Raw genomic sequence first — 13,468 nt, 5'->3', positions numbered from 1 at the left:
TCTTTCTTATAGGGCCTTAACGCGCCGCGTGCCACAGGCGAACCGCCTGCGCGGTTGCCGCCACGTCGTGTACCCTTAGAAATTGCACGCCTTGGGCCAGCGCTGCAAGCCCTACCGCAATTGAGCCGGGAGCCCGCGCCGAGGCCTGCGGTTCTTTGCCGATATCACCAATGAACCTCTTGCGCGACACGCCCAGCAAAATTGGGCACCCCAACGCATGAAACAAGGCAATGCCCCGCAGAAGCGTCAGATTATGCTCCTGCGTCTTACCAAAGCCGATCCCAGGATCGACAACAATCTGATCGCGCGGCACACCGATGGCTTCTAGCCGGTCAACCTGAGCCGCCAAGAAGTCATAAACGTCCAGCAAAACATCATGATACTTCGGTTCGTCCTGCATTGTGGCCGGATCACCCTGCGCATGCATGATGCAAACAGGCGCGCCCGCCTGCGCGACTAGCGGAGCCAACGCAGGGTCATGTGTAAAGCCTGACACGTCATTGACCAGACTGGCCCCCGCGTCCATCGCCGTTGCCGCAACACCAGCCTTGCGGGTATCGATTGAGATTGCGGCGTTGCTGACTGCGCGTAGCGCCTCGATCACCGGCTGGGTGCGTGCGACTTCTTCTTCTTCGGAAACAAACGCGGCACCGGGACGTGTCGATTCACCACCGACGTCAACTAGGCTAGCCCCATCCGCGATCATCTTCCCAGCTGCACTCACCGCCCTGTCCAGATCATCATGTTCACCGCCGTCAGAAAAACTATCCGGCGTTACATTCAGAATGCCCATCAAATGCGGCTGACCAAGGTCTAATCCCGCTATTGTTGGTCTATGCCCGGACAGTCGCCGCAAGACCTCATCAGGAACCAACCCGGCTGGAATGATATGAGAAGGCGCATTGCGGCTCAACGCTTCAACATGGGTGAACCACAAGGCTCCGCCAGCCAGCTCAACCGCGCCCCCAGGACGGGCCTCGCCGTGCTGCACTAAGGGGCGGTAATAGGTCATAGCTGAGCTTGATCCTTGGACACCGCACGCAGCGGCACATCGGCTGTTTCTGGCAGGTCGGCGCCAATGACGATCAACTCACCCGCTTCGAATGTTGCAGCAAACCAAGCGGCCAGTTCCACTGGTTGTGATGGCGCGGCCGATGGGCCATCTACAGCATCCAACACAATCTTGGACGGAGCCCAGACACTGATCTGGCCGTTCTTCATGGCCCAGTCCAGCTCTGTCCGGGTCGAGACCACAACACAACGTCCGTCACGCGCGGCCAAACGCCATGCGTTTTGCTCAATCGCGAGCAGATCAATCCGGCGCTCGGTCATTTTGTGCCCAGTGCGCGGCACCGCTAGTTCATGCGCCCCTACACACAGAATAAGTGGCCGCTGGCGGCATTGCATCTGGTCGATCCAGCCGGTGATGTTATCGCTGTCGATCGCCCCGTTGCTAAGATACAGTAGCCGCGGATGAGGCCGTTCCTCTGCCTCTGTTTCTTGATGCAGCTGATCACGCGAGCGGACGATTTCAACGCCAAGCGCGCCGGGGCCGCGATCCAGTTTTTCAATCCGGACAAAAGCCCGCACAGCCTGCGGTTCCAGCAAGATGCGTTCGGCAACCCGTTCAGCCAGTGTTTCAAGCAGGTTCAGCCGCTCGTCGGCCAGTTCATGTGCAATGGCTTCGGTCACACGGTCATAGGACAGGATGCGGTCCACGTCGTCATCAATATCATCGGGCAGCGGCTCCACTTCGACCACCACGTTAAAGCAGATCCGTTGGGTGTTGCCGCGTTCGGCCTGAAAGGCACCGATTTCGACGTCAACGATGTGATTGCGCAATGAAATACGATCTAACACCCGGCCCGAAGCCATAGCGGCCGCCCGTTCCGATGGGTGCTCAAACGCAAGACGTATTTCTGAAGTCATAGGGTCGTGCCTTTGGATAACAATTGCCGAAGATGGTAATACATACTACGCGATACACAGCCGGATAGCAGCCCCACTTGCGCCATGCGAAGGGGAAAAAGCGTCACGAGCAGAAACGACGGTGAACCAGCGCGGACCCCGTACAGGCTTAATCGTTAGACGCTGTGCGATACCGCTCATCGCTATAAAACAGATGCACCCCAATTTGGGCTGTCTTTTTGAATGTGCGGCTCCATCGCGGTCGAACAGCCGTAGTATGATAATAGGTTGCTCCGTCCGTCAGCTCTTCGCTGATGCCATCCAGAACGGCACGAGCGACTTTGGAAACCCGCACATGGGCCTGATGTTCGCTGATCGTTTCGGCGTGACCGTCGCATGTATAACTGAACTGACACTGATGCAGACGCCCCGTGCCCTGTTTGACAACAGCACAGACAGAATTAGGAAACTGGGCACTTTTGACCCGATTCATGATCACTTCGGCCACTGCAAACTGGCCTTTCACGGTTTCGCCCCGCGCCTCAAAGTAAAGCGCCTGCGCAAGACACTCAAAGTCAGCATTCCCAGTCGCCGCAGGCTGACTGTCCAACCAAGCCTCGGAATAGCTCATAGGCTCAAGCTTGCGGGGTTTGCGCCCGAATAGAAAAAACTTGCGCAGCCCCCGCTTCGGAGCTTCACTTTGGGCTGCCTGATCCCGTTGGAACAGACGACCCAACGCAATTTCAGCAACGACTGCGCTAGGCGCGGCCATGGTCGCCGCAACAAGTGCGGCCAAAACAAGAGATTTCATTCAAGATACCCCCAGGTACCAAATGGTCGCGCCCACCGTGCAAAAATGCGCGCTAGTTATCTACCTTAAAGTCCTGAAAAGGTCCAGTTTTCCTAAAATTTGCAACTTAGAACAGAGGACTAACAAGTCCTTAATCTTAAGGACTTTTCCCAAATTCACTGAAGCTGACACCAGATCTAGGAGGAAGCAGGGCGCTCAGCCGCTAACATATGTGCAATCGCCAATTGAGCTGCGGCCAATCGCGCCACTGGCACACGGAAGGGCGAACAGGACACATAATCGAACCCAGCTTCACGGCAAAAGGCAATTGATTCGGGGTTGCCACCATGCTCACCACAGATCGATAAGGTCACATCTGGATTGCTCTCGCGGCCTCTTTGCACCCCAAGCTTCAGCAATTCCCCCACACCCTCGACATCCAGCACATGGAACGGATCTTCCAGGAATACCTCTTGGCGCACATAGTCCGACATGAAGCGGCCCGCATCATCGCGCGACAGACCGTATGTCATCTGGGTAAGGTCGTTGGTCCCAAAGCTGAGAAAGGCCGTATGCGGCGCAATATCAGCCGCACGTAACGCAGCACGCGGAGTTTCAACCATAACGCCAAGACGGAATTCGAAATCCGCACCACGTTCAGATTTGACCGCGGCCGCCACCGCGTCGATACGGGCCTTGACCAGTTCCACCTCTCGCTTGGCGGAAACCAGCGGGATCATGATTTCAGGCACCACCGGCGCACCCTCTTGCGAGGCATCCAGGGCCGCTTCAAAAATAGCCCGCGCCTGCATGTCATAGATTTCGGGCACAGTGACACCCAGCCGAACCCCGCGCAGGCCCAGCATCGGGTTGTACTCGCCCATTTCCTCGACCCGGCGGGTTACATCACGCACCGGAATGCCCAATGCCTCGGACAGCTCGCGTTGACCAGTCCGCGTGGTCGGCAGGAATTCATGCAACGGCGGATCAAACAGTCGGATACACACAGGCATCCCAGCCATGATACGGAACAGCTCATAGAAATCGCTGCGCTGCATCGGCAGCAGACGCGCCAAGACTGCCGCCCGTCCGGAAGAGGTCTCGGCAAAAATCATTTCGCGCATCACCGTCAAGCGGCCAGGCTCAAAGAACATATGCTCAGTCCGGCACAGCCCAATGCCCTGGGCATCAAAATTGCGGGCCAGCTGCGCGTCTGCTGGGGTATCCGCATTGGCACGGATTCCAATGTCACGCTCGGCATCCGCCCATCCCATCAGGGTTTGAAACGCATCGTCCAATGCAGCCTCTAGCATCGCAGGCTCTCCGGCCAACACCTGCCCCGAGCTGCCATCAATCGTGACAATGTCCCCAGCCTTGAACACCCGTCCCTCGGTGGTGATCAGCTGTTTTTCCTTGCTCAGGAATTTCAGGGATGAGGCGCCAACGATACAGGGCAGCCCCAAACCACGCCCAATCACCGCCGCGTGGCTGGTTATGCCACCCTTTTCCGTCAGAACCGCCACAGCAGCATGCATGCCACGGATATCCTCAGGCGAGGTCTCGCGTCGCACCAAGATGCAAGGCTCACGCCGTGACGCACTGGCCTGTGCCTCAGCCGCGGTAAAGACAAGCCGTCCGCTCGCAGCACCGGGACTGGCGGCAATACCTGTGCCAATCACATCGCGTTCAGCAGTTGGGTCTACCTGACGGTGCAGCAGTTCATTCAGCGAATGCGCATCAATCCGCATCACCGCCTCTTGCGGCGTTATGATACCGTCTTCGGCCAGCGCAACGGCAATCCGTACCGCCGCCCGCGCTGAACGACTGACCCGCACGCCGTCCAGAATATGCACATGGCCATTCTCAATAACAAACTCGACCTGCATCGCCTCGCGCAGGCGTTGTCGCATCAGCGCCGCATGAGTTTTCAAATCCGCAAATGCCGACGGCGCCACATCTTCCAACGCCTGACCACGCGGGTCGTGCTCAAGATACAGGGCTGCGGCCCCAGCGCCCAGTGCATCGCGCCCCTGCGATTGGCTCAGGTACCGGCCAGTAATTTGCGGTTTCCCAGTCTGCGAATTGATCAGCTGCAATACACCTGACCCACATTCACCCTGCCCCAGCCCCGGCACCATTTCCTGCACCACAAGTCCCAATCCCGCATCCGCAGGCGCACCTTTGGCCTGGCGCAGCAGCCGCGCCGTCGTGCCATCCCAGGCCCGCGCCATCGACCGCAACACCGCCGCCAGCTGTTCCCCGCGATCCTGCGGAAACGCCTCATCGGTTTCGGCCTCATAGGCCTGCAGAATAAGACTCAGCGCCTCAGGCCCTTCTTCGGCCACCGCATCAAACACATCCGGATCCAGACGCGCCACATGCACCGCATAGGACTGCACAAACCGCAAATACAGTGCCGCCGCGGCCTGTGCGCCCAAGCTGTCACACAGATCCACATAGCGGGCATCATTCATACCAACGTTCAAGACCGCGCCAGGACCACCCCAATCTGGATCTTCGGACGAAGGCCGAACACAGACCAACGCATCGTCCGGGAACTCACCCAAGATCGCATCCAAATCCGGCATCTGCCCTTCGGCGATGGCGCGCACCGCATCAAACGACAGCGCCACTGTGCAGGGCACTGGCAAATCCAGCCTCACCAACCGCTGAAGACATTTGGCTCGACCACCGTGACTACGGGCTGCAATTGGGGCATCCGACGTGATCAGCGCCGCAAACGGGATTTCTGGCAATTGTTTCTGCACTGCAGCACCTCTCATTTGCCCCGCAGCATAAGGCCAAGCCGCCATGGCGCAAGCGTCTTGTCGCGGCCGACAAGGACCAGACTGCAGCACTTCACAAAAAAGAGGCTTTCCAAAAGGAAAGCCTCTGCCTCCGGTGGGAGTATTTTTAGCAAAAAGAAGTGGCTAGTTAGCCTTCTACTTTGGTCAAGTCTGCCACCTGGCCACAGACTTGACGGATCTGATGCAGCAGGTTCAACCGGTTGCGGCGCACCACGTCGTTGTCGTCATTCACCTGCACCGCCTCAAAGAACGCATCGATGGGCGCCCGCAGCGCCGCCATGCTGCCCATGGCAGCCGCGAAATCTTCGGCCTCGATGGCCGAGGAGATCGCTCCCTCGCTCGCGGCAAGCGCCTCGAACAGAGCAATCTCGGATGCATCCTTGGCGAATTTCACATCTCCACCGTAGGAGTACTCAACCCCGTCCTTTTCCTCGGCCTGAGTCAGGATGTTGTTGGCACGTTTGAAACCTTGCAGCAGGTTTTCACCATCATCGGATTTCATGAAATCCTCAAGCGCGCGGGCGCGTTTAACCAGCAGGGTCAGATCGTCATTGCCGTCCATAGCGATGCAGGCGTCGATCACATCGTGGCGGATGCCCTGATCGCGCAGGAAGACTTTGAGCCGGTCGTGGAAGAAGCCCAGCAAATCAGTAGAAACATCGGGCAAACTGCTTTTCAGCTCTTCCATATGCTTCGGAAGATCCCCATCAAAGGTATCCAAAACGGTACGGACTGCGGAACCGAAAACACCATGTTCACCGATTTCCTTCAGCATATCGCCCATAAGTTTCTGGGACTGGGAATCGTCACCACTCTGCGCAATCTCGTGGCGCAAAAGCTGCCCATCAAAGAAACGGTCCAAATGCGCCCGAGCATCATTTCCCAGAACCAGCCGAATAACACCCAGCGCCGCGCGACGCAGTGCGAACGGATCCTTAGAGCCAGTTGGCTTTTCATCAATCGCCCAGAACCCAGTCAGCGTGTCTAGCTTGTCGGCCAGCGACACCGCAACGGAAACGGCTTCGGTTGGTACGTCGTCCGACGGTCCCAATGGCGAGTAATGTTCTTCACAAGCATTGGCCACCTCTTGCGGCAGGCCAGCGGCCTCGGCGTAGTAGCGACCCATCAGGCCCTGCAGCTCAGGGAATTCATAAACCATTTCTGACGACAGGTCAGCCTTGGCAACCCGTGCGGCCTGCTCAGCCAGATCAGCATCAGCACCAACCACCGGCGCAATCTCACGCGCCAGAGAAGCGATGCGGTCAATCCGTTCGGCCTGAGAGCCCAGCTTGTTGTGGAAGGTGACATTGGACAGTGCCTCGGTCCAGACTTCCATGCCCTCCTTGGCAACCCGCAAATCGTTCTCCCAAAAGAATTTCGCATCCGCAAGACGGGCGCTAAGCACTTTTTGATTACCGGCCAGAATGGTTGCGCCATTGTCGGAGGTTTCGCGGTTGGCGACGGTAATGAATTTTTCAATCCGTCCGGTTTTCGGATTACGGACCGAGAAGAACTTCTGGTGCTCTTTCATCGAGGTCTGCAGCACTTCGGCAGGCAGGCTCAGGAATTCATCATCAATTGCGCCCAGCAGAACAACCGGCCATTCCACCAGCCCAGCAACCTCGGCCAGCAGGCCCTTGTCTTCGACCACTTCCAGCCCATTGGCAAAGGCCTGATTGGTGGCGTCCTGCCAAATCGCATCAGCGCGCTCGGCTGGGTCCAGCACAACATTGGCGCGCTTCAGCTTGGTGGCGTAATCGTCAAAGCCACTGACGGTGATTTCACCCGGAGCCATGAAACGGTGGCCCTGTGTGGTGTTGCCCGACTTGATACCGTCGATGTCCAGCGGCACCACTTCGGCACCGGCCTCATCCGACAGAATGCACAGAATTGAATGCAGCGGGCGCACCCATTTCAAACTACCAGCCCCCCAGCGCATGGACTTCGGCCAAGGGAAGTTGCGAATGGTGGCTTCCAGCACTTCGGCGATGATGTCCGCCGCCGGGCGACCGGGCTTTTCAATACTGGCAAAATAGACCGCGCCTTTCGGCGTGTCGCGTTCCTCTAGCTGATCGCGGGTTAGGCCTGCACCGCGCAGGAAGCCTTCGATAGCTTTATCAGGGGCGCCGACCTTCGGCCCTTTGCGTTCTTCACGCACTGTAGGAGATGCGGCCAACAGACCGTCGATGGCCAGTGTCAGGCGACGTGGTGTGGTCAGCGCGTGGGCGCCTGCATAGGTCAGTCCCGCCTCGACCAAGCCGTCGGTCATCCGCTTTTTCAGATCCTCACCCGCGCGGCGTTGCATGCGGGCGGGAATTTCCTCGGAAAACAGTTCAATCAGCAGGTCGGGCATCTGGGGGTCCTCAGAAATTCACAATCATCTGGATGACGATAGCGTTGGCGATGTCTACAAAGAAGGCGGATACAAGGGGCAGCACCACAAAGGCAATAGGCGATGGCCCGTAGCGTTTGGTGACAGCGGTCATATTGGCGATGGCCGTGGGGGTTGCGCCCAAGGCAAAACCACCAAACCCAGCGGCCAGAACAGCGGCGCGATAGCCTCTGCCCAACAGAGGGAACAGCACATAAAGCACAAAGACCACGGCAAAGGCGGTCTGTGCGGTCATAATCACGGCAATGGCCAAGCCAAGCTCAGCAATGGTCCACAGCTGCAGCGCCATCAGCGACATGGCCAGAAAGGCACCCAGCGAAAATTCAGACACCAGTGCCAGCGCCGGTGTACGTGCCACCGGTGCTGCATTGGGGCGCAGCCAAGAGCGCAGGTTGGCAATCAGGATACCCGCGATCAGGCAAGGCACAAACAGGGGCAGCTTCAACCCGGCGGCTTCGATGAACTCCGAGCCGATATAGCCCAATATGATTGCAAAGTTCAGAAACAGAAACACCCGCATCAGGCTGAGATGATCAATCTGCGCAGGTGGCGCGATGTCTTCGTCTGGCAGGCCGATGGTCGCGCCTGCTTCCGGGTGCGCTGGAGCCAAGTCGTTGCGTGTGATCAGAATCCGCGCCACTGGGCCGCCAACAAGCGCTGCAAGTACCAAGCCAAGGGTCGCAACGGCGACCCCCAGTTCAGTTGCACCAGACAGTCCTGTTGCCTCGGCCACGTCTGGTGCCCAGGCAATAGCGGTGCCATGCCCGCCGATCAACGACGCGGACCCAAACAACACCCCTGCCTGCGCAGGGTAGCCAAACAAGACGGCACCTGCTGCCCCGATAAAGTTCTGCGCAATGATGGTCATCAGGGTTAGCACCAGAAGGATCGCCAGAGGCTTACCACCAGCGATCAGATCGCTCAGGCGCGCGTTGAGGCCGATACCCGCGAAGAATAGCACCAGAAAGAAGTCCCGGCTGGCCATCTCAAACTCGACGACGCGCCCCAATGCCAAATAGATCGCCAAAACCACCAGCGAAGCTAGCAGCCCGCCCGATACCGGTTCTGGAATATTGAAACGGCGCAGAACTTCGATGCGAGCATTCATGCGTGCCCCGATCAGGAATACTGCAAATCCAAGGGTCACAGTGATAAATTCCGGAATGACAATTGCCGTGCTCATGTAAATCTCCGCCGTGTCAAAATACCTTAACTACTGACTTGCCTCGGGCAAATCCGGGCAGCTTTCACCGACCACTGTCCCGTCATATGCCTTTTTGCCGCAATTGTTGAGTTCATGCCAGACAAAGCCCTGCCCGTCATCAGTCACAACAACGATGCGGTCGACCCCATACGAGATATTCTTGGCCGACAGGAACGCTGTGGCTGTGTCGGCCTCTAGCGCGGCACCAATTGCCTCGGCATCAAAACAGTCGAACCAACGTGGCGCGATGCGCGGTGTTTTCTGATCAGACAAAGTATAGGTATGGGCCATTTCGTAGCGTTTCAGCGGCGTGGTGAAACAGGCGCGATATCGGATCGGAGAACTGCTGGCATCAATCGCCTGAAATTCATCATAGGCAATGGCCACAGGTTCTTCGCTGTCTAAAGGCAGCAGAGCCACATCCAGACCGGGGTGCAGTTCGACCTCCTCATAGTAGGCATATTCATTCAGGTAATAGATACCAGCGCCCGCACCCACAGCGCAGACGATGATCAAAGCGGCAAGAAACTTACCCATATTTACAGTCCTTTAAACAGCATTTGAGGAGCCGTGCCCCTACTGTTGTTTGGGCAGAAGCATTCACTCGCCCTTACCAGTCTCTAGCATCTTGAGCGCGCGCTTGCCCCGGTGGAGGGCAATGCGCCTCTTCTCAAACAGCCCAGCCACCAGCCTCAGTCTGCACAAAAGCGTCTGAGCATCGCTTGGCCAGTGCCCGAACCCGGCCGATATAGGCCTGACGTTCGGTGACCGAGATCACACCGCGTGCATCCAGAAGGTTGAACAGATGGCTGGCCTTGATGCACTGATCATAGGCCGGGTGCACCATAAGGATACGCTTGCCCGTCTTTGGGTCCTCGTGCGGCAGATCAAGGATCGCCTGACATTCGGCCTCAGCTTCTTCGAACTGCTTCAGCAACACATCTGTATTGGCCACATCAAAGTTCCAGCGCGCGTAGTCTTCCTCGGCCTGTTTGTAGATATCGCCATATTTTAGCGCGATGGGCGCATCGGGGTCGTTAAACGGCATGTCCATTACATGGTCGATTCCCAGCACATACATCGCCAGACGCTCTAACCCGTAGGTCAGTTCCCCCGAAACCGGAGTACAATCATGACCGCCGACCTGTTGGAAATATGTAAACTGGCTGACTTCCATCCCGTCACACCAGACTTCCCAGCCTAACCCCCACGCACCCAAGGTTGGGCTTTCCCAGTCATCCTCGACAAAACGGATGTCATGCATATCCATATTGATGCCAATGGCAGCAAGCGAGCCAAGGTAAAGTTCCTGCAGGTCCGGTGGGCTTGGTTTGATCAACACCTGATACTGATAAAAGTGCTGCAACCGGTTGGGGTTTTCGCCATAGCGACCATCGGTCGGACGACGCGAAGGCTGCACATATGCGGCCGCCCATGGCTTTGACCCAAGCGAGCGTAGCGTGGTCGCCGGGTGGAATGTCCCTGCCCCAACCTCCATGTCATAGGGCTGCAGCATGGCGCAGCCCTTGCTGGCCCAATAGCTCTGAAGCCGCAGGATGATCTCTTGGAACGAGCGCGGGGCGCCATTGGTCTGGGTCATGTCTCTTTCCCTATTGGGGCTGCAAATGCGCGTCTTTCCTATGCAAGCCCCCGGTCAGGGTCAACGCCACATGTCACATGAACCCCTTCTGAAGCGCAAAAATGCCAGAATACTTCACCTGCAACCAAATCACTCCATATTGAAGCGTTAAGACACGAATTCCCCCCAGCATTGGGCATTCCCTTTATGCCTCTAAAATGCTTAATTGCGCGAAAATTTGACTCCTCAGGGAAAAAGGAACTGCAATGAAGACTTTCTTTGCTTCACTTGTGCTATCATTAATGGCACTCGCCGTAACTCTGCCGGTGGCGGCGCAGGCACAGCAGGTCTCACCGGATTCGGTCTGGATCCAGGTCGCAGCTCACCCCTCTCTTGCAGATGCCAAGAAACGCGCGGCAACTCTGTCGGCACAATTGCCCGATGTCAGCGGCTTCACCCTAGGTGGCGGATGGTACGGCGTTGTTCTGGGCCCTTACAGCCGTGCCGATGCTGAACGCGCCATTCAGGTCTATCGCAGTCAGGGTCAAATCCCGCGTGACAGTTTCATTGCCTTTGGCCGCAACCTGCGTCAGCAGTTCTGGCCCGATGGCGTCACCCCGGCCCGTGAAGCAGTAACCACCCTACCCGCAACACTTGAGCCAGCTGAAGCCCCGGCTCAGACAGCTGAGGTCGTCCCAACACCGGTCCCTGCCGATGAGACCCCGGCCGAGGCGCGCCGCAGCGAACGCCAATTGTCCGCAGACGAGCGCAAAGCCCTTCAGATCGCCCTGCGGGCCGCTGGTTTTTACAACTCTGCAATCGATGGCTCATTTGGCCGCGGCACCCGTGCGTCGATGAACGACTGGCAGGCGGCCAACGGCTATGACTTGACCGGCATTCTGACGACGCTTCAGCGTCAGGCCCTGTTGGATGAATACAATGCGCCGCTTATTTCGGTTGGCATGGCCGAGATGACCAACGCTGACGCTGGCATCTCGATGCAGATCCCAACCAAGGAAGTGGCATTTGCACGTTATGAGCCACCGTTTGCGCATTATGACAGCAAAGGTGATGTAGGCGCCCGCGTCCTGTTGATTTCACAACCCGGCGACAAACGCACCCTGTTTGGCCTGTATGACATACTGCAGACGCTGGAAATTGTACCGCTGGTTGGACCTCGGGAACGCGGATCCGACAGCTTCACCATCGAAGGTCGTGGTAATGGCATCGTGTCCTTCACCCAGGCCAGCCTGAAGAATGGCGAGATCAAAGGCTTTACCCTGATCTGGCCTGCTGGTGACGAAGACCGGCGCGCCCGTGTGCTAACTGAAATGCAGTCCAGCTTTACTCGTATCGATGGTGTTTTGGACCCTGCCGCCGGTGGCGATGCGCAGCAAAGCATCGACCTGCTGGCTGGCCTGCAAATCCGCCAGCCCCGCATGTCCCGTTCAGGGTTCTATGTTGACGACAAAGGTGCAGTTCTGACCACATCGGATGTGGTGGCTGAATGCACCCGGATCACGCTGGACCATGACTACACCGCCGAACTGGTCAGCAACGACACAGCCAATGGTCTGGCCGTGCTGCGCCCAACAACACCTTTGGCTCCAATGGCCGTGGCCGAACTCAGCGCTTCGTCGCCGCGTCTACAGTCCGAAGTCGTCGTTTCAGGGTTCTCTTACGAGGGCATCCTTGGCGCACCAAGCCTGACCTGGGGCACCCTGGCTGATATCAAAAGCCTGAACGGAAATTCCGGCGTAGCGCGTTTGGACCTGGCGGCACAAACAGGTGATGCCGGTGGTCCCGTTCTAGACGGAAGCGGTGCAGTTTTGGGTATGTTGCTGCCTCATAAAATTGGCTCGCAGCAACTGCCAAAGGGTGTCAACTTTGCTGCCAATGCCGAGGCAATTCGTGTGGCTCTGACCGATGCAGGCCTAACCGCCAGCGACCGCAGCGCTGATGCGTCAACACTGACAAAGTCAGCAATGGACCGTCTGACTAGTGGCATGACCGTATTGGTCAGCTGCTGGAACTGATCCACTCGAATCCAACAACATAAAGAAAACGCCGATACCCTAGGTATCGGCGTTTTTAATTGCTCAACGAACTATTGCTGCAACTCGGCCCAAGCCGCCCATCATCAAAATACGTGGTCGCGACCATCCCAGGTGTGGAAACATCCCGAAGTTTCAAGGTTCAGAGCCTCGAACTCATTCAACAATCCATTAGCCGATTCCTGCACCGAGATCTCGCCCTGATCGCCGCCCATATCAGTACGTACCCATCCCGGATGATAGATGCCAACGGAAATGCCCTCAGGCTTCAGATCCGCAGCCAAGTTAAGCCCAATGCTTAGTGCTGCGGCCTTGGACGCGCGATAGGCATAGCTACCGCCCTTTGCCAGCTCATGACTGGCCAGCTGCGATGAAATGATTGCAATCTTAGGTTCTTTTGCCAACCGCAGATTGGGCAGCAACGCCTGAACTGTCAGGAAAACCCCAGTGACATTGGTTGCCAGCGAAGTAGCCCAGACCTCGGCGCTGTAATTTTCTAGCGCCATATTCTTATCTAAATAGACCCCGGCATTGCAGACCAGAAGATCCACCGGCTTGCCCTTCATCTGCGCCGCCAACCGCGCTTGCTGCCCCGGGTCCGAAACATTCAGCCGAGTGTCGGTGGAATGATCCCGCGCCGTGCCGGTCACTTCATGCCCTACAACCCGCAAACGTGTTACGATCTCACGGCCGATACCACGGCTGGATCCTGTCACGACAACATGCATTTACCA

10 protein-coding genes are annotated in these 13,468 nt (G+C 57.4%); 1 reads left to right on the top strand and 9 read right to left on the bottom strand.

The annotated features are described in order from the left end of the window. Positions 1–16: 16 nt before the first annotated feature. The 8 genes from folP to DL239_RS10865 all read right to left on the bottom strand — a co-directional run bounded on the left by folP (position 17) and on the right by DL239_RS10865 (position 10,701). Positions 17–1,012 carry a dihydropteroate synthase gene (gene folP, locus DL239_RS10900; protein ID WP_167684129.1) on the bottom strand — a complete coding sequence of 332 codons (996 nt, stop codon included), beginning with the start codon at positions 1,010–1,012 and terminating at the stop codon, positions 17–19. Then, a complete protein-coding gene (locus DL239_RS10895; protein WP_167684128.1) occupies positions 1,009–1,929 on the bottom strand; it encodes a dihydroneopterin aldolase in 921 nt (306 codons plus the stop codon). Before DL239_RS10895 ends, folP begins: the two co-directional genes overlap by 4 nt. A 148-nt stretch (positions 1,930–2,077) precedes the next feature. After that, positions 2,078–2,719 (bottom strand): cell wall hydrolase, encoded by a 642-nt coding sequence (locus tag DL239_RS10890; RefSeq protein ID WP_167684127.1) that lies wholly within the window; start codon positions 2,717–2,719, stop codon positions 2,078–2,080. A 176-nt stretch (positions 2,720–2,895) separates the two neighbouring features. Continuing rightward, positions 2,896–5,481, bottom strand: coding sequence for a putative PEP-binding protein (locus DL239_RS10885; RefSeq protein WP_167684126.1), 2,586 nt, complete (start codon positions 5,479–5,481; stop codon positions 2,896–2,898). A gap of 151 nt (positions 5,482–5,632) precedes the next feature. Continuing rightward, on the bottom strand, positions 5,633–7,858 hold the full coding sequence (glyS, locus tag DL239_RS10880) for a glycine--tRNA ligase subunit beta (protein WP_167684125.1): 2,226 nt from the start codon (positions 7,856–7,858) through the stop codon (positions 5,633–5,635). A gap of 10 nt (positions 7,859–7,868) precedes the next feature. Further along, positions 7,869–9,080, bottom strand: coding sequence for a sodium/glutamate symporter (gene gltS, locus DL239_RS10875; protein ID WP_167684124.1), 1,212 nt, complete (start codon positions 9,078–9,080; stop codon positions 7,869–7,871). 30 nt (positions 9,081–9,110) lie between these two features. After that, a complete protein-coding gene (locus DL239_RS10870) occupies positions 9,111–9,638 on the bottom strand; it encodes a DUF6446 family protein (protein ID WP_167684123.1) in 528 nt (175 codons plus the stop codon). A gap of 133 nt (positions 9,639–9,771) precedes the next feature. Next, the gene (locus DL239_RS10865; RefSeq protein ID WP_167684122.1) at positions 9,772–10,701 is read right to left on the bottom strand and encodes a glycine--tRNA ligase subunit alpha; all 930 of its coding nucleotides are present in this window, start codon (positions 10,699–10,701) and stop codon (positions 9,772–9,774) included. A 245-nt stretch (positions 10,702–10,946) separates the two neighbouring features. Here DL239_RS10865 and DL239_RS10860 point away from each other — a divergent pair, with 245 nt between their 5' ends. Next, entirely contained in the window at positions 10,947–12,716 is a 1,770-nt protein-coding gene (locus tag DL239_RS10860) for a trypsin-like peptidase domain-containing protein (RefSeq protein WP_167684121.1), read from the top strand. Positions 12,717–12,820: 104 nt separating this feature from the next. Here the strand turns inward: DL239_RS10860 and DL239_RS10855 are convergent, their stop codons facing one another. Beyond that, positions 12,821–13,462 (bottom strand): SDR family NAD(P)-dependent oxidoreductase, encoded by a 642-nt coding sequence (locus DL239_RS10855; RefSeq protein WP_167684120.1) that lies wholly within the window; start codon positions 13,460–13,462, stop codon positions 12,821–12,823. Positions 13,463–13,468 lie beyond the last annotated feature (6 nt).

This window comes from Parasedimentitalea denitrificans (assembly GCF_011813015.1).
Classification (GTDB): Bacteria; Pseudomonadota; Alphaproteobacteria; order Rhodobacterales; family Rhodobacteraceae; genus Parasedimentitalea; species Parasedimentitalea denitrificans.
The sequence above is the reverse complement of the archived record's forward strand: the minus strand, read 5'-3'. Positions and strand labels throughout refer to the sequence as shown.

Coding starts and splice junctions, on each gene's coding strand:
- folP (WP_167684129.1), bottom strand. CDS start 1,012: ATGACCTATTACCGCCCCTTAGTGCAGCACGGCGAGGCCCGTCCTGGG.
- DL239_RS10895 (WP_167684128.1), bottom strand. CDS start 1,929: ATGACTTCAGAAATACGTCTTGCGTTTGAGCACCCATCGGAACGGGCG.
- DL239_RS10890 (WP_167684127.1), bottom strand. CDS start 2,719: ATGAAATCTCTTGTTTTGGCCGCACTTGTTGCGGCGACCATGGCCGCG.
- DL239_RS10885 (WP_167684126.1), bottom strand. CDS start 5,481: ATGAGAGGTGCTGCAGTGCAGAAACAATTGCCAGAAATCCCGTTTGCG.
- glyS (WP_167684125.1), bottom strand. CDS start 7,858: ATGCCCGACCTGCTGATTGAACTGTTTTCCGAGGAAATTCCCGCCCGC.
- gltS (WP_167684124.1), bottom strand. CDS start 9,080: ATGAGCACGGCAATTGTCATTCCGGAATTTATCACTGTGACCCTTGGA.
- DL239_RS10870 (WP_167684123.1), bottom strand. CDS start 9,638: ATGGGTAAGTTTCTTGCCGCTTTGATCATCGTCTGCGCTGTGGGTGCG.
- DL239_RS10865 (WP_167684122.1), bottom strand. CDS start 10,701: ATGACCCAGACCAATGGCGCCCCGCGCTCGTTCCAAGAGATCATCCTG.
- DL239_RS10860 (WP_167684121.1), top strand. CDS start 10,947: ATGAAGACTTTCTTTGCTTCACTTGTGCTATCATTAATGGCACTCGCC.
- DL239_RS10855 (WP_167684120.1), bottom strand. CDS start 13,462: ATGCATGTTGTCGTGACAGGATCCAGCCGTGGTATCGGCCGTGAGATC.